Below are 17,414 nucleotides of genomic sequence, written 5' to 3'. Positions count from 1 at the left end.
CTGTTTTTTTTAATAAGATGCTTCGACTGCGCTCAGCATGACAGGTTTATATATTAGTTCCATTTATAAGATTCCCTCCTTCGAGGAAATGACTGATTATTCTATTTTAAACCGCAATCCGGCATAATAACTTGCTCCAAAAATGGGGCCATACACAAAAGTTGTATCAAAATTTGAACCAAAAGGATCGTTCGCTCCTAAAATGGGATTATCTTGTTTTACGTTTGTTATGTTTTCACCGCCTAAATATACTTCAAATTTAGAAGAAAATACTTTGGTTATTTGCGCATTTAACGTACCAAGTGTTGGTGTGTTTTCAGGTAATTGATATGGTGCAGGATTACCCACGGTTGATGAAAAGCGCTGTTCGCCCAACCAATTAAAGGTAGCATCAAATTTCCACTGCGAACCATTTTCGTGCATGTGCGTTTCATAAGAGGCATTGGCAAAAAAACGATTGGTTGGCACTAGCGGTTTTGATAATTTACCGGAATTATAGTCGGTTTTAACATCGTAATATTTGTACGCCAATCGTAAATCGAAATGCTCAAACACATTATAATTCCATTCAACTTGAAAGCTATTGGCATAACTATCGCCATCTAAATTATAGAAATTGACTTCCTGCGGGTTTTCAAAATCTACCACCACTTGGTTTTGAAAATCGGTGCGGTAATAATCTAAAGTAATATCGGCTTTTCTGTTAAAAAGATTAAATCCTTGTAGAAAAGACAGGCCGTAATTCCAAGCAATTTCCGGGTCCAATCCATAAATATCACCGTCGGTATTTAAAATATTAATGGACCGCGAGGTTGAAAATATACTCTGGTTTTCGGCAAAAATATTGGCGCTGCGAATACCGCGACCGAACGACGCCCGTAACGCCGATTTTTCCCAAGGCGTGTATCGTGCATGAAATCTAGGCGTAATAAAAGTGCCCATTAAATTATGGTTGTCCACACGAATTCCGGCCGTTAGGTTCAGCTTGTCGAGATTGTCAAAATTATACTCGAAAAATGCACCCACCGAACGCTCGGTTCTTTCGTAATCATTTGTATTTACAAACTCGTCGTAATGATCGTAGGTATAGCTGATGCCGGTTTTAATTTTATGTCTGGAATCGCTAATAATGGAACTATAAATGGCATTGGCGTACAAGCTATTATGTGTAATATCGTATTGATTTAAACCAAAATACGATTCTTGTCTGTGGTTGCTATAAGCCGTTTGCACCCCAATATTTTGCCACGGCAATTCTGGGTTTACATATCCAAATTTTGTGGATACTTCGTAACGTCGCGTATCAATTTCGCTGCCCCAAGCGTTGGTTGTGCCCTTATCGGTTTTAGGATTGAAATTGACTTGTCCCGTTTGTTTTTCATCATTTAAAAACTTTAGGTTTACAAAGGTTACAAAGCCCTTTTCGGTATCGGTATATTGCCATCGGTTCATGATGTTAACCTGTTCTTGCAAAGGCATATCCAAAAAGGTATCGTTATTATTATCGTGCTTTGCGTCTCTAAGATTTCCGTGTAAATAGAGGCCTGTACTCCATTTCTCGTTTATGGCCGTGTTTAAATGGGTGTTTAATTCCAAGCGTCCGTTGGCATTGGCGTATGCGTTTACAAATAACTTTGCATCGGTTGTTGGTTTTACCAATTCTGCATTTATTTGACCTGCAATACTCTCGAAACCATTAACGGCACTTCCGGCACCTTTGGTAATTTGAATGCTCTCCACCCAAGTTCCGGGTATAAAACTCATTCCAAAGGCTTGCGATGCACCGCGAATAGATGGTATGTTTTCGGTCGCTATTAAAATATATGGACTCGTTAAACCCAGCATTTTTATTTGTCGGGTACCCGAAACGGCATCGGCAAAATTAACGTCGATGGACGGGTTGGTTTCAAAACTCTCAGACAAATTACAGCATGCCGCTTTAAGCAGTTCGTCGCTACTTACCGTAAAAACGTTAGTGGCTTGCATGTACGATTTTGATGTGGCCTGTTTTCTGGAGGTTACCGTTACGGCATCTAAATTATCTGTAGACTGCAGCCAATGACGCACCATTTTTGGTTTGCTAATGGTAATAGTGTCGGTTTTAAAACCCACATAACTTATTACTAATTTGGTGTATTCTTTTTTATAAGGTATGGTGAATTTTCCATCTATATCGGTTACCGCACCAACCGAGGTATCGAGCCAATATACGTTAGCGCCGGCTAATCCTATAGGCTCGTTTTTATCGTTTGCTTCCATAATCAATCCGCTTATTTTGTCTTGCGAAAAGCTGAGCACGGGAAGCATGAACAGTATATATATTATTTGTTTCATTTATTAGAAATATTGTAAAATTTTGATGTTTTATTAATTGTAGTGTGCGATTAGGTTCCTGCCGTCACTTCAACAAATTCAGTATGGCACGCAGGAATTACAAAAAATAATAAATCAAATCAGGAAAGTATCATTAAGCACCTGTATGTCTGAGACCAGAATGGGTGGCGCATAATCTTTATGGGGCACAATCTCTTTTTTAAGTGTTTTGAAGAGATTGGTGAATGAATAAACAAAGGATGCTAAAAATTGTTGGTGTTCGAACTCCAAATCATCAAACGAAGACACATTTAATTGGTCTTGCCCTTTAATCACCTTTATTTCGTCTTTACAGCAAGTCATTTTTTGCTGAATCTCGAAAGCTTCCATTTCGCATTTTTCAGCTTCAACAAAAATGGCAACATCAACTAAAACATCGCCACAAAAGTGTTTCTCAATAGTAAAGGATACCGTTGAAAACAACACTAAAAATGCTAGTAGCATGGAAAAGCTTTTATGCAAAATCTGTTTTATCACAGTGCCAAAATACAAAAACTTAAAATTATTCGCCCTGTTTTATAAAATGATTAACAGTTAATTTTTTAGTTTGTGATAATAAAACGCTGGCAATAAAAGGATTAAAATTATGGGCTGAATTAAAAACCGACGCACATTAAAAAAGATGTAATAGGTTTCCTGTTTTGGGTTTAAAACAAAGTACAGATAGCCTATCATTAGTAAAACAAAGGCAACAACATATATAAACCCAGAAAACTTGACGACGCCTTTATCTTTAAAAACAACAAACAAAATAGCCAAGGAAATTAGTGTGTTTAGAGCATACCTTAGCACCGTGAATGCCGATGCTTTTAACATATCAACATTTGGGCTATCCGCATATAAATAATCGTTTTTAAAAAATGCCAAATAGGGGTCGTAAAACAAGTCGTTTTCAAACCATCGGATTAAAATCAGCAATCCGAAACCCACAAAAAGCCATGTGTATTTTACCAACTTACCCATGCTTGTTTTTTAAGTTTGAAAACCGATTCACCCAAAAAATCCACAATAAAAAAACCATGCCGTAAATAATTGCCGGAAACAGCACCCCGTGTAAAAATTCTTGATGTTCGGGGTAATGGTAAAGGGCGACACATATAAGGGCAATCCTAAATAAATTAACGACATATATTAAAACACTGCCCGAAAGTATAAAAAACAAGGTGGTTTTAAGTTTGCCCGAAAACGCAAATACAAACGACATAAACAAGATAATTACGCTTGCCGCATTGCACCCTTCAATAACCCGGGCCACATAGTTGCCGTTTAGAATCACCTTCATCGAAGGCTCGTCGGGATGCGGTAAAACCTGAGTATTGTAACCAAAACCATTTAGCAAATCCTCGGTTTGTTTGGCTACCAAATGTGTTATATAATCCGGGTAGAATTTGCAACCTTCAGAAAACTCTAAATAAAAATGATATATCACGGAAAACAATACATATACCATTAAAAAAGTAAGTATAAACTTTATAACTAATTTGTATTTCGTGAAGAGTTCCTGCAAAAAAGTGATTTTAATTAATTTGGTGATTATTTTTTTTCTAAACTAAATATCGAATTTACACCTTTTTAAATACTTTTACCAAAAGTTTTTTATTTATGAATTTTGAAACTCTAAAACCGCAGGTTGAAACCATAATTTCCGAAACCAATAAAACTACCGACGAACGTTTATTATCGATTTGCCAGTTATTGGAACGCCACATCGATTATTACAATTGGGTAGGTTTTTATTTTGCAGATAGCGATAAAAAAGAATTGCATTTGGGACCTTATGTTGGCGAACCAACCGACCATACCGTGATTCCGTTCGGGAAAGGGATTTGCGGTCAAGTTGCCCTAAGCAACCAAAATTTTGTGGTGCCCGACGTGGCCGCCCAAGATAATTATATTGCGTGCAGTATTACCGTAAAGGCTGAAATTGTGGTGCCCATTTTTGTAAACGGCAAAAACATCGGACAGATAGACATCGACTCCAACACAGCAGATCCGTTTACCGAAGCAGACGAACGCTTTTTGGAGTTTGTTTGTACTCAAGTAGCACAGCTACTCTAGGTTTAAAGTTCAAAATTCTGGGTTTAATATTTCTACCTATAGCAACTTTGAATTTTAAACTTAGAACTTTGAACTCTTAATGTTAACAACTTCTTTGTTTCGTTGAAAAAAGCTGTTCTTTTTTAATTTCAAGTAGCCCCTTTTTTTAGTTGAAATAACTACTTTTGCATTTTTAAAACAGCACATTCAATGCATCACATTGAAAAACCATAATACTGTCATTCCCATGAATATGGAAATCAAACACAACACACTAACATGAGCAACGAAAAAACCATTAAATCCGCATTAATATCTGTTTTTAGCAAAGACGGATTAGCCCCAATTGTAAAAAAGTTAAACGAACAAGGCGTTACCATTTACTCGACGGGTGGAACCGAAAAATTTATTAACGATTTAGGCATCGATGTGGTTCCGGTTGAAGAGGTTACATCCTACCCTTCCATTCTTGGTGGTCGCGTAAAAACATTGCATCCCAAGGTTTTTGGTGGTATTTTGAATCGTCAAAACCATGAAGGTGATGTGGCAGAATTGGCAGCATACAACATTCCGCAGATCGATGTGGTGATTGTGGATTTATATCCCTTTGAAAAAACGGTTGCTTCTGGCGCCAGCGAGCAGGATATTATTGAAAAGATTGATATTGGCGGTATTTCGCTAATTCGTGCGGCGGCCAAAAATTTTGCCGATGTAATTTGTGTATCTTCTGTTGACGATTATGCGGAATTTTTAGAATTGATTTCTGAAAATAACGGCAGTATCTCAGAAGAAAGCAGAAAGCGTTTTGCCGGAAAAGCGTTTAATGTATCATCGCATTACGACACGGCTATTTTTAATTACTTCAACAAAAACCATGATGAAGCGGTTTTAAAAATCAGCGAACCAAAAGGCAAGGTTTTACGCTATGGGGAAAACCCACACCAAAGAGGCTTTTTCTTTGGCGATTTTGACGAACTGTTTACCAAACTGCACGGAAAAGAACTAAGCTATAACAATCTTTTAGATGTTGATGCCGCGGTTAATTTAATGCTGGAATTTAAAAACGACGCGCCTACTTTTGCTATTTTAAAGCACAACAATGCCTGTGGATTGGCGCAACGCGACACCTTACACCAAGCTTATCTTGATGCTTTGGCTGGTGATCCTGTTTCGGCTTTTGGCGGTGTTTTAATTAGCAATAAAGAAATTGATTTGGCTACGGCTGAGGAGATTCACAAGTTATTCTGTGAGGTGGTTATTGCACCATCTTTTGCTTCCGATGCTTTAGAATTGTTAAAAGGCAAGAAGAACAGGATTTTATTGGAAATTCATGATGTGGAGATGCCAAAAACCAATGTAAGAAGCTGTTTAAACGGTGTTTTGGTACAAGACAGAAACAACATTACAGATACTATTGAAGGTTTAAAAAATGTTACAGACACGAATCCAACGGACAACGAATTAGAGGATTTAATATTTGCATCGAAAATTTGTAAGCATACAAAATCGAATACCATTGTTTTAGCCAAAAACAAACAATTGTGCGCTAGCGGTACGGGGCAAACCAGTCGTGTTGATGCTTTAGAGCAAGCTATCCATAAAGCTGGAACTTTTAAATTTGATTTAAACGGTGCGGTAATGGCAAGTGATGCTTTTTTCCCGTTTCCGGACTGTGTGGAAATTGCTAAAAATGCGGGTATTACTGCGGTAATCCAACCGGGTGGCTCGATAAAAGACCAATTGAGCATTGATTATTGCAACGCCAATAACGTGGCGATGGTAATGACCGGAACACGCCATTTTAAGCATTAAAATTATTACTGCGATACTTACCAAAAAATTAAACTTGCCAGGTTTTAGAAATCTGGCAAGTTTAAAAATAACATGATAGTTTTTTGAACTACAGCAGTTATTTGCGTTAGGGATTGAACGGTTTGTTTGAGCTCGCCGACGTAGGAGGAAGCGAGTAGTAGTGAAAGCCCGACCGAAGCGATCCTGCAAGGTTTTTGTGCTGAACTTGTTTCAGCATCCAACCTTGTAGGTATGAGCGTAGGGAACACCACAATCTTTAAAAAAACCATCTAAAAATCGATAAACTACGTATAAATAGTTAATACTTTATTTTGATGCCATTTGTATGCCATTTAAACTCGGTATATTTATTTACTTTTATTACATTTACAGGATTTGTTAACAACCCTTTAAAAACCACTAATAGCACATGGGCTTTTTTGACTTCTTAACCGAAGAGATTGCAATAGATTTAGGTACTGCAAATACACTTATTATACATAACGACAAAGTTGTTGTTGATGCGCCATCGATAGTTGCGCGCGATAGAATTACAGGTAAAATAATTGCCGTTGGCCAACAAGCGAGTTTAATGCAGGGCAAAACGCATGAAAACATTAAAACGATTCGCCCCTTAAAAGACGGGGTAATTGCCGATTTTGATGCTTCGGAACAAATGATAAGTATGTTTATTAAAAACATACCGGCTTTAAAAAAGAAGTTTTTTACGCCGGCGTTGCGTATGGTTATTTGTATTCCGTCGGGGATTACCGAGGTTGAAATGCGTGCGGTAAAAGAAAGTGCCGAACGTGTTAACGGAAAGGAAGTGTATTTAATTCACGAACCCATGGCGGCCGCTATTGGTATTGGGGTAGATATTATGCAACCCAAAGGCAATATGGTGGTTGATATAGGTGGCGGAACCACCGAAATTGCAGTAATCGCCCTAGGTGGCATTGTTTGCGATAAATCGGTTAAAATTGCCGGTGATGTATTTACAAACGATATTGTGTATTACATGCGTACCCAACACAATTTGTATGTGGGTGAGCGTACTGCCGAAAAGATAAAAATACAGATTGGTGCGGCTACAGAGGATTTGGAATTACCGCCTGAAGATATGAGTGTTCAAGGGCGTGATTTGTTAACGGGGAAACCGAAGCAAGTTCAAATTTCGTACCGTGAAATCGCAAAAGCTTTAGATAAATCTATTTTACGAATTGAAGATGCGGTTATGGAAACCCTATCGCAAACACCTCCCGAATTGGCTGCCGATATTTACAATACCGGTATTTATTTAGCTGGTGGCGGATCGATGTTACGTGGCTTGGATAAACGCTTGTCGCAAAAAACAGACCTTCCTGTTTATATTGCCGAAGACCCATTGCGAGCTGTGGTAAGAGGTACTGGAATTACACTTAAAAATTTACCTAAATACAAAAGTGTATTGATTAAATAAAAGCATAAAACAGTCCCTAAATCATGCAACAGATTATTAATTTTATAATAAGAAACAAAAGGTTTTTGTTGTTCTTGTTGCTGTTTTCGGTGTCTATTGTTTTTACTATTCAATCGCATTCCTATCACAAAAGCAAGTTTATAAATTCTGCCAATTTTTTAACCGGTGGCGTTTACAATTCTGTTAATAACATTAGTGAATATTTTAATTTAAAATCGCAAAACCAGATTTTAGCCGAAGAGAACAATCGATTAAAAGCGCTTTTGTTTAATGCTGAAAACCAACTGGACTCAAGCTATATAGACAGTGTTACGTACAACGGACTGTATAGAATCCAAACTGCAAAAATTATAAAGAACAGTTATTCTTTAACCGATAATTTTTTACTCATCAATAAAGGCACAAACGATAGTATTAGAGAAGATTTTGGCGTGATAACCAGTAAAGGTGTTTTAGGTATTATAGACAACTCAAGTAAAAATTATTCAACGGTTATTTCGGTGTTAAACACCACAAGCAATATTAGTGCAGGATTAAAAAAAACCAATCATATTGGCTCTTTAACTTGGGACGGCGAATCGCCAAACATCGTGCAGTTAATAGATGTTGAAAAAATAGCACCGGTTGCCATAGGCGATACGATTGTTACCTCGGGGCGCTCTTCAATCTTTCCAAAAAATATTGATATTGGTGTTGTAGAGGATTTTGAATTGGATGTTGCCGAAAATTATTATGAGATTAATGTGAAGCTTTTTAACGACATGACTAACCTTGAGCATGTTCATATTATAGAAAACAAGGATTTTGAGGAAATTACAAATTTGTTAAATTCCCATTAAATGAACGGTATCATTTCTTTAAATAGCATCCGCTTTATAGCACTTATTTTAATTCAGGTTTTAATATGCAGCCATATTAATTTTTTGGGCTACATCAATCCGTATATTTATATTCTTTTCATCATTTTATTTCCTGTAAAAAACAACCGGTCTTTATTTATTTTCTTAAGTTTTTTATTGGGTTTAACGGTCGATTTATTCTTAGACTCCGGCGGCATTAACGCTGCGGCATCTGTGTTTATAGCCTATGCCAGACCCGTTGCATTAAAGTTCTCTTTTGGCATGGTTTACGAACATCAAAACATGAAATTCAATACCGTAGATTTTGGCGCAAAACTAATCTACATCACCATTATGGTAATCGCGCATCACTTCATTTTGTTTTGTTTGGAAATTTTTAGCATTTCCAAAATAATTTTAATCCTTCAAAAAACGTTATTCTCAAGTATATTCACTATAATACTTTGTGTTTTAATAACTATTATTTTTAGTCGAAAATCTAAATGAGACAACTTTTACTATTCATATCGGTAATTCTTGTTGGTTTTGTGTTTATCGCAAGGCTTTTTTACTTGCAAGTATACACTTCAAATACGCATAATTTATTTGAAGACAATGCTATTAGAAAAGTTTACGATTACCCGAAACGCGGTTTTGTTTACGACAGAAACGGACAACTTTTAGTGGCCAACCAACCCTCTTACGACGTGATGGTTATTCCGCGTGAAGTGCAGCCTTTGGACACGCTTGAGTTTTGTGATTTATTAAAAATTGACAAAGATCAGTTTATAAAAACGTACAACAAGGCCTATCATTATTCGCCCCGATTGCCATCGGTTTTCGTTTCGCATTTATCAAAAGAAGACTATGCCGTTTTACAAGAAAAGATGCGCAAATTTGATGGCTTCTATATTCAGAAACGGTCGCTTAGAAAGTACGAAACCTCAATTGGCGCCAATGTTTTAGGCGATATTGGCGAGGTTAACACCAGAGATATTAAAAACGACCCCTATTACAAAATGGGCGATTTAATTGGCAAACAAGGTGTTGAGGCCTCCTACGAAGACATATTGCGAGGCGTAAAAGGCATTAAGTTCATTCAAAAAGACCGATTTAACAGAAATATTGGACCGTATAAAGGTGGGGAATTCGATACTATCCCCGAACAGGGCAAAGACATCACCATTACCATCGATGCCAAATTACAAGAATACGGCGAGTTGTTGATGCAAAACAAACGTGGTGGCGTTATCGCTATCGAGCCGTCTACAGGCGAAATATTAGCTATGGTAGCTGCCCCAACTTATAACCCCAACGATTTGGTTGGCAGACAACGCTCTAAAAACTTTACCAAACTTTTTAACGATTCTATCGCCAAACCTCTATTTAATAGAAGTCTGCAAGGGGTTTACGAACCCGGGTCACCTTTTAAATTAATGAACGCCCTTATTGGCTTGCAAGAAGGCGTATTAACCCCAAACGAAACCGTTACTTGCTATGCGGGTTACAGATACGGAAATCGGTTTATGAAATGCCATTGCTACATAGGCAGGCGCAACAATATGATTAGTGGTATTCAAGAATCCTGCAACGCTTATTTCGCCACGGCTTACAGAAAAATTTTAGACAAAACGGGTAGTGCCTCAAAAGGTATTGATGTGTGGAGCGATCATGCTAAAAGTTTCGGATTGGGCAATTTTTTAGGCTACGATTTAAAAGTGGGGCAAAAAGGAAGAATTCCTGATAGAGACTATTACAAAAGGATTTACCCTAGAACCTTTTATTCAACTTACACCATTTCCAATTCAATTGGACAAGGTGAAGTGGCCACAACGCCCATTCAGCTGGCCAATATGATTGCAGCTATTGCCAACAGAGGGCATTTTTACACGCCGCATATCATTAAATCCATTAAAGGTGAAACACTTCCCGAAAAATTCACGACTCCTAAATACACAACGATTGACAAACAGCATTTTGAGCCTGTAATTGAAGGCATGCACCAAGTATATAAAAACGGAACCGCTAAATGGTTACAAGTAAAGGATATTGATATTTGCGGAAAAACAGGAACGGTTGAAAATTTTGCTATTATCGACAGTGTGAAAACACAATTGACAGACCACTCTATTTTTGTGGCTTTTGCCCCTAAAGACAATCCAAAAATAGCAATCGCCGTTTTTGTTGAAAACGGTTATTGGGGAAGCCGCTTCGCCGGAAAAATTGCCAGTTTAATGATTGAAAAACATATTAAAGGCGAGATTACCAGAACCGATTTGGAAGATTGGTTGTTAAAACACAGTTTGGAAGATGAATACGCCAAACCTTATTCTGGAGAGCCTTTTAAAATTAATGGGCAAACTTTATTACAACTTGTTGATGATAAGGAATACTATCGTTTAAAAAAGCATTTAAACAACATTAGCAAAGCCACAAATTAATGGTTAGAGATACGAATAAATATTTTAGATTCGATTGGATTACCATTATTCTCTTCTTACTTTTAGTTGGTTTTGGTTATCTGAATATTTTGTCGGCTTCGCATACAGGAAGTACCATCGACTATTTCGATTTCTCACAACCTTACGGCAAACAACTCATTTTTATATTTCTAACCCTTGGTTTAATCGTACTTTTATTGGCGGTTGATGCTAAGTTTTACGAACGATTTTCAAGTATTATTTACATTGTTTCGATGCTCTCCTTAATCGGACTTTTTATTTTCGGTAAAAACGTAAACGGGGCCACGTCGTGGTACGCCATTGGCGGAATGACCATTCAACCCAGTGAGTTCGCGAAAATGGCAACGGCTTTGGCCGTGGCAAAACATGTTAGCGATTTAAACACCAACATCAAAACGCTAAGAGATCAGTTAAAAGCCCTTATAATTATTGCCATTCCCGCAATTTTAGTACTCTTGCAAAACGACACGGGCAGCACCATTGTTTACGGCGCATTCTTTTTTGTTTTGTACCGCGAAGGATTGCCAAAATATTATTTAACCATTGGTGTTTCCTTGATTATAGTATCCATATTGTCTTTAAAATTCGGCGTTACAATCACCTCAATAATTGCCGTTTTAATACTTGTTGGTTTTCATTTTTTAAGAAAAAAGAAATTACGCCTATTTCAATCTTTATTTATTTTATTAGTAACCATTGTGGTGTCTTTTGGAATAAAATTCTTTTATCAGAATCTTCTAAAACCACACCAACAAGACCGTATTAGTCTGTGGCTTCGATTGGAAAAAGACCCCGTTAAATTAGAGCAAATGAAAAAAACGTTTGCCTATAACTTGAATGAATCCGAAAAAGCCATTAGCTCTGGCGGTTTAACCGGAAGAGGCTTTATGGAAGGCACACGAACCACCGGAAAATTTGTGCCCGAGCAACATACCGATTATATTTTTAGTACCGTGGGCGAAGAGTGGGGTTTTTTAGGAACCACATTTGTGGTTGTTCTTTTTGTGCTTCTTATTATACGTATTTTACATTTAGCCGAACGCCAAAAATCACAATTCAGTAGAGTGTACGGTTATGGGGTTGCATCCATTATTTTTATACATTTCCTAATAAATGTGGGCATGGTAATGGGTTTAATTCCAACCATTGGTATTCCACTGCCGATGTTTAGCTATGGTGGTTCCGGGCTTTGGGCATTCACTATTTTACTGTTTATTTTCATCAAACTGGACTCAAACAAAATCAATGAGTGGTGAGAAATTACAAATCCCAAAAAAGTTAGATTCCAAAAACCAAACACGCAATCCCAGTTTACAATAAGTGATCATTTTGGTCAAAATTTTGCGTATCTCTCTGAGTCTCTGTGACATAATTCAATCTCGGTTTTACTGCACACAACTTTGAACTTTGAACTTTGAACTTTGAACTTTGAACTTTGAACTTTGAACTTTGAACTTTGAACTTTGAACTTTGAACTTAAAAATTATTTTTTCAGCTCCAACTTTTCAGCAAAATAATCACAAAAATCTTTCATGGTTGCCGTCATTTTTTCATCCTGTGTGGCCCTATTAAACGTATCGCTCATCGTTACTAAGGTTTGATGAAAAAACACTTTCATTTCATCTACGGGCATATCTTTGGTCCATAAATCGATGCGCAGAGTTTCTTGGCTTTCAGCGTCCCAAACAGAAAGCATCATCGCTTTGGCTTCTTGGTTTGTAATACCACCATCTTCAGCAGTCCATTGCAAACTTTCCGGAATTCTGTTTTCATCCAATTCAACTTTCAATTCTATTTTTGAGGTGTGATTTTTTGCCATTATTTACGTGGTTTAAACTTGGTGTTATTAAATATGTCTTCAGTAGATTTTATAAGCATGTCTTTTAAAGCAACATCGTTTTGCTGCATGTAAGCACGTACAATTTGCCAACCTATATATTGTCCTAATCGCCCTGGTGAATCGGCGTCAATTTCTTCTAAATAAAATTTAGTGAAAGGCGCAGGATTTATAAATCGGCTCGGTAATTTTGAGTCTGTGCTAAACAATAATTCGCGCTCCACAAAATAGCGCCAAATATAACTCTCGTTTGCAATGGCCCAAGTTAACTGCTCGGGCGAATAGCCCATACGCTCCGCATCAGTTTTAAAAGGAATAACCTTATCTTTAAAATAGAGTAGTTTCCCTGAATAAATCATTTCGTCCAACAAAGTTCTTTTTTGCGATTGATAGATATATTTCTTTGCATATGCATCGGCCAAATCTACAACGAGCTGTTCTTTATTAAAATGAGCTCTAATGTATTTGGGGATGGCTCCGTAAAATTCGTGGTCACTTCCCAAATAATTATCCAAAGCGATTACAGCAATGGTATCGGTAACAATTACCCGGTTTCTATAATCTACATCGTTGGTGACGGTAATGATTCTGGGTGGATTGAATTCTGGAAAATAATATTTTAAATGATTGAAAAGCGATTCAATTTCAGTTTCAACGTCGTTAAAATTGGTAAATGCTTTAGCAACCTCATTAAACAGTTGAATTTGTAAAGTATCGGCTTTTTTGGCAATCCAAAACGAATCTGAATATTTTTCAGAAAACATAAACGGGTAGGCTTGTTTTAGCTTTGGCAAATCTTTTGAATCTGCCTGGGCAAACAACCTGTCAAAACGTTCAATTTTAATATCTGTGTTTATTTTAGCTATATTTTTTTGTAACGTATTATCTTTTTTACAAGAAATGCTTAACAAAATAACACTAAATAACAAGATTGTATTTTTCATTTACTTAAAATTTTAAAAACAACTTTTCATTCGGTTTTCAATCAAATGGTTGGCATCCATTTAATATTTTAAATGCCCATTTCGGCTTTTAAATATAACTTAAACGGTATAGATTTTTATTAATTGGGCGTTTCCTTTATTTTTGTCTGCAAAGGTACTATTCTTAGATTAAAAACTGTGTTAAATATGCAAACAGAAAAAGTGGTAAATCACATTGTTAATTGGCTAAAAGATTACGCGACAAATGCTGGCGTAAACGGATTTGTAATTGGTATTTCAGGAGGCATCGATTCTGCAGTAACCTCAATACTATGCGCCAAAACGGGATTAAATGTATTGTGTGTTGAAATGCCAATACACCAAGCGGAGAGCCACGTTACCAGAGCCCAAGAACACATTGCGCAATTAAAACATCGGTTTAATAATGTTGACGATACACGCACCAATTTAACACCAGTTTTCGAGACCTTTAAAAGCGAGGTGTTTTTTGACGGAGACCAAGCCACTATTGATATGGCCTTGGCAAATACCAGAGCACGCCTGCGCATGACAACCCTTTACTATTACGCAGGACTTTATAAATTATTGGTGGCCGGAACCGGTAATAAAGTGGAGGATTTTGGGGTAGGCTTTTACACCAAATACGGCGATGGCGGCGTAGATTTAAGTCCTATTGCAGATTTATTAAAGTCTGAAGTTTATAAATTAGGTGAATTTTTAGACGTTCCGGAATCCATTATGAAAGCGGCTCCAAGTGATGGTTTATTTGGCGATGCACGGAGTGATGAAGATCAAATTGGAGCGTCATACCCTGAGCTTGAGTGGGCTATGAAAATGGACCAAGCCGGTAAAACGGCATCGGAATTTCTTGGTAGAGAGCAAGACGTTTTTAAAATTTACAAACGCTTTAATACGGCCAATAAACACAAAATGATTGCAATACCTATTTGCGAAATTCCCACAAATTTAAAATAATCATTGCATTGTTAGCAAAAAAAACTATCTTTACAGCCATATAACTCTCTCAATTATAGCTGTAAACCTCTCACAGCTATAATAGTATAAAAACCCTTAATAATGATAAAATTACTAATAGCAGACAATCATCCAATTATCAGAAAGGGTCTAGAACATCTATTTTCGGCATCTTCAGACATAAAAATTGTGGGAAGTGTAAACGATGGCGATGATATTTTAGACTTTGTCAAAAACAATGACGTAGACATTATTTTAACAGAAGTAGATTTCCCAAAACTTAACGGTTTAACCGTTTTGCGTTATTTAAAGAAGGATTATCCTAACGTAAAAACCCTTATTTTTAGTGGCCAGCCCGAAGAGGTATATGGCATAAACGCCATTAAAGCGGGGGCTTCAGGATTCATTTCTAAATCAGTTAACATCATTACCATTAACGAGGCCATTTTAAAGGTTCACGAAGGTGGTATTTATTTAAGTGATGCCTTAACGCAACAATTAGCTTTTGGTGCTAAAAGCAACAAATCGGGATCTTTTTACAAAAAACTATCAACTCGCGAGTCAGAAGTTTTAAAACTTTTAACTATTGGTAGAAAAAACAAAGAGATTTCTAAAGAGCTAAACATTAACGAGAAAACGGTAAGTACTTACAAAGCGCGTTTAATGAGAAAACTAAAGGTAACCAATTTAGTGGATCTTGTTAACCAAGCTAAACTTTCAGCTGAGCTATAATACGCGATTAAGCTTTCTGGACAATAACATTTTTAGACTCGAATAGTCTTTTACTTCTTCAAGTATATTTCTATTCGTGTCTATTTTGTTATGCAATGTTTCTTGCTGAAATTCTTTTACTTTTTGGTCTATTAAAAAGCAGCGTAAACTTAAAATGGTTTCGCTAACCAGTTGCGCAATACTTGTTGTTTTTCCTTTTGGGAAAATATTCATCCTGTTCCAATCGTCCAAAGCATAGCGTTCATCATCCATTAAAATGGTGGTTATTTCGTTTGCCATATCTTGGTCTACGGAATTGATAAAGGTTTTCAATTCAAAATCCTCGGTCTGGTTGAGCCTATCAATAATGGTGTAATACAGGGTTTTAAATTGGGGGTTCGAAAATTGCATTTCATCGTCTTGTAAATCCAAAAACACTTTTTCGAACACTTTGGCCTGTTGTATTACGGGCTCTAAAATAAGTTCGTTTTTATCATTTTCCTTTAAAACCAAATCTTCAAAATCTTCGGTTTTGTTTCCGTAAAGCAATAGCACTTCTATTATTTTTCGCTCCAACACATATTGCACATCAACCTTTTTTACAGGCTGTTGGTTCTTAATTACATCAAAGGCTTTTTGCTCGTTTTGGTATTTTTTATTTTCTTCTTGAAATTCCTTTTTATTGATTTGAGCCAAGGTACTAAACAAAACAGCTTCGCTAATGTCCATAATTCTGGCACATTCTTGAATGTAGATTTCCTTTTTAATACGGTCCGGTATTTTAGAAATGCTGTTGACAATATCCCTAACGGTTTCGGCTTTTTTTATGGGGTCGTTTTTGGATTCTTCAAATAAAACCGAAGCTTTGAACTGAATAAAGTCTTTGGAGTTTTCTTCTAAATACAGGGCGAGTTCTTCAAGTGAATTCTTTTTTGCAAAGCTATCGGGGTCTTCGCCATCGGGAAATGTGCATACTTTTACATTCATGCCCTGCTCCAGAATTAAATCGATACCGCGAAGTGAAGCGCGCATACCTGCCGCATCGCTATCAAATAACACCGTGATGTTTTTGGTTAACCTGTTTATAAGCCTGATTTGATCGGAAGTTAAGGCAGTTCCAGAGGAAGACACTACGTTTTTTATACCCGTTTGATGAAACTGGATTACATCGGTATAGCCTTCAACTAAATAACAATTATCCTCTTTGGCAATGCTTTGTTTGGCATGGAAAATACCGTACAATACTTTACTTTTATGGTAAATATCGCTCTCTGGGGAGTTTAGGTATTTGGCCGCTTTTTTATCGTTGATCAAAATACGCCCGCCAAACCCCAATATTCGGCCGCTCATACTTTTTATGGGAAATAAAACACGCCCCTTAAACCTGTCGAAACGTTTGGTATCCTTAACAATGGTGAGCCCTGTTTTTTCGAGATAATCTATATTATAACCTTGTTTTAAGGCCTCGTCGGTAAAGGCTTGCCACTCGTCGAGTGCATACCCTAGATCGAATTTTTTAATGGTATCTTCGGTAAATCCGCGCTCTTTAAAATAGCTTAATCCTATTGATTTTCCCTGATCGGTTTTATGCAATATATTTTGAAAATACTTGCTCGCATATTCGCTTACCAAATACAAACTTTCCCGTTCGTTCGCGGCCTGTTTTTGCTCATCGGACTGAACGGTTTCTTCAATTTCAATATTGTATTTTTTGGCCAAATATCTAATGGCCTCGGGATAGGTAAAATGCTCGTGTTCCATTAAAAACGCCACCACATTACCGCCTTTTCCACTGGAAAAATCCTTCCAAATTTGTTTTACTGGCGATACCATAAAACTTGGTGAACGCTCATCGGAAAACGGACTTAAACCTTTAAAGTTACTGCCCGCTTTTTTTAACTGAACAAAATCACCTATAACCTCCTCTACACGAGCGGTTTCAAATACTTGGTCTATGGACGATGGTGCAATCAATGGAGAAACTTA

16 protein-coding genes are annotated in these 17,414 nt (G+C 36.9%); 9 read left to right on the top strand and 7 right to left on the bottom strand.

Annotated elements, in window-relative coordinates:
- Positions 1-96: 96 nt before the first annotated feature.
- The 4 genes from RNZ47_RS13240 to xrtF form a co-directional block, all read right to left on the bottom strand.
- Positions 97-2,334 carry a TonB-dependent receptor gene (locus tag RNZ47_RS13240; protein ID WP_311940973.1) on the bottom strand — a complete coding sequence of 746 codons (2,238 nt, stop codon included), beginning with the start codon at positions 2,332-2,334 and terminating at the stop codon, positions 97-99.
- 114 nt (positions 2,335-2,448) lie between these two features.
- Entirely contained in the window at positions 2,449-2,850 is a 402-nt protein-coding gene (locus RNZ47_RS13235) for an HYC_CC_PP family protein (RefSeq protein WP_446497231.1), read from the bottom strand.
- A 57-nt stretch (positions 2,851-2,907) separates the two neighbouring features.
- A complete protein-coding gene (locus tag RNZ47_RS13230) occupies positions 2,908-3,336 on the bottom strand; it encodes an exosortase F system-associated membrane protein (RefSeq protein WP_311940966.1) in 429 nt (142 codons plus the stop codon).
- Entirely contained in the window at positions 3,329-3,880 is a 552-nt protein-coding gene (xrtF, locus tag RNZ47_RS13225) for an exosortase family protein XrtF (protein WP_311940962.1), read from the bottom strand. Before xrtF ends, RNZ47_RS13230 begins: the two co-directional genes overlap by 8 nt.
- Before the next feature lie 95 nt (positions 3,881-3,975).
- On the opposite strand from xrtF, the gene RNZ47_RS13220 reads away from it, so the two are divergent.
- The 7 genes from RNZ47_RS13220 (at position 3,976) to rodA (ending at position 12,217) form a co-directional block, all read left to right on the top strand.
- Complete coding sequence (locus RNZ47_RS13220; protein ID WP_311940959.1) at positions 3,976-4,431, top strand: XrtF-associated fRMsr-like GAF protein; 456 nt, start codon at positions 3,976-3,978, stop codon at positions 4,429-4,431.
- A gap of 258 nt (positions 4,432-4,689) precedes the next feature.
- Positions 4,690-6,222: a bifunctional phosphoribosylaminoimidazolecarboxamide formyltransferase/IMP cyclohydrolase gene (gene purH, locus RNZ47_RS13215; RefSeq protein ID WP_311940954.1), complete on the top strand. Its 1,533-nt coding sequence runs from the start codon at positions 4,690-4,692 to the stop codon at positions 6,220-6,222.
- Between the two features lie 409 nt (positions 6,223-6,631).
- Positions 6,632-7,660 carry a rod shape-determining protein gene (locus RNZ47_RS13210; RefSeq protein WP_311940951.1) on the top strand — a complete coding sequence of 343 codons (1,029 nt, stop codon included), beginning with the start codon at positions 6,632-6,634 and terminating at the stop codon, positions 7,658-7,660.
- A 23-nt stretch (positions 7,661-7,683) separates the two neighbouring features.
- A complete protein-coding gene (gene mreC, locus RNZ47_RS13205) occupies positions 7,684-8,499 on the top strand; it encodes a rod shape-determining protein MreC (protein ID WP_311940948.1) in 816 nt (271 codons plus the stop codon).
- Positions 8,500-9,006 carry a rod shape-determining protein MreD gene (locus RNZ47_RS13200; RefSeq protein WP_311940944.1) on the top strand — a complete coding sequence of 169 codons (507 nt, stop codon included), beginning with the start codon at positions 8,500-8,502 and terminating at the stop codon, positions 9,004-9,006. It begins immediately after the preceding gene.
- Complete coding sequence (gene mrdA / locus RNZ47_RS13195; protein ID WP_311940941.1) at positions 9,003-10,940, top strand: penicillin-binding protein 2; 1,938 nt, start codon at positions 9,003-9,005, stop codon at positions 10,938-10,940. The genes RNZ47_RS13200 and mrdA overlap by 4 nt, the downstream gene beginning before the upstream one ends.
- Positions 10,940-12,217 (top strand): rod shape-determining protein RodA, encoded by a 1,278-nt coding sequence (rodA, locus tag RNZ47_RS13190; RefSeq protein WP_311940939.1) that lies wholly within the window; start codon positions 10,940-10,942, stop codon positions 12,215-12,217. The genes mrdA and rodA overlap by 1 nt, the downstream gene beginning before the upstream one ends.
- Before the next feature lie 227 nt (positions 12,218-12,444).
- Here the strand turns inward: rodA and gldC are convergent, their stop codons facing one another.
- Both gldC and gldB read right to left on the bottom strand, forming a co-directional pair.
- On the bottom strand, positions 12,445-12,780 hold the full coding sequence (gldC, locus tag RNZ47_RS13185; RefSeq protein WP_311940935.1) for a gliding motility protein GldC: 336 nt from the start codon (positions 12,778-12,780) through the stop codon (positions 12,445-12,447).
- Positions 12,780-13,742 (bottom strand): gliding motility lipoprotein GldB, encoded by a 963-nt coding sequence (gldB, locus tag RNZ47_RS13180; protein ID WP_311940932.1) that lies wholly within the window; start codon positions 13,740-13,742, stop codon positions 12,780-12,782. The genes gldC and gldB overlap by 1 nt, the downstream gene beginning before the upstream one ends.
- A 186-nt stretch (positions 13,743-13,928) precedes the next feature.
- Here gldB and nadE point away from each other — a divergent pair, with 186 nt between their 5' ends.
- Positions 13,929-14,717 carry an NAD(+) synthase gene (nadE, locus tag RNZ47_RS13175; RefSeq protein WP_311940929.1) on the top strand — a complete coding sequence of 263 codons (789 nt, stop codon included), beginning with the start codon at positions 13,929-13,931 and terminating at the stop codon, positions 14,715-14,717.
- Positions 14,718-14,819: 102 nt separating this feature from the next.
- Positions 14,820-15,449 carry a response regulator gene (locus RNZ47_RS13170; RefSeq protein ID WP_311940925.1) on the top strand — a complete coding sequence of 210 codons (630 nt, stop codon included), beginning with the start codon at positions 14,820-14,822 and terminating at the stop codon, positions 15,447-15,449.
- Here the strand turns inward: RNZ47_RS13170 and dnaG are convergent.
- A complete protein-coding gene (dnaG, locus tag RNZ47_RS13165; protein ID WP_311940922.1) occupies positions 15,444-17,402 on the bottom strand; it encodes a DNA primase in 1,959 nt (652 codons plus the stop codon). The two genes, RNZ47_RS13170 and dnaG, sit on opposite strands and share 6 nt — an antisense overlap.
- Positions 17,403-17,414: the final 12 nt, after the last annotated feature.

Origin of the sequence: Hwangdonia seohaensis (assembly GCF_031932625.1) — a bacterium.
Lineage (GTDB): Bacteria > Bacteroidota > Bacteroidia > Flavobacteriales > Flavobacteriaceae > Hwangdonia > Hwangdonia seohaensis.
Note: the sequence above shows the minus strand (reverse complement) of the source record. Positions and strands in the feature narration are given on the sequence as shown.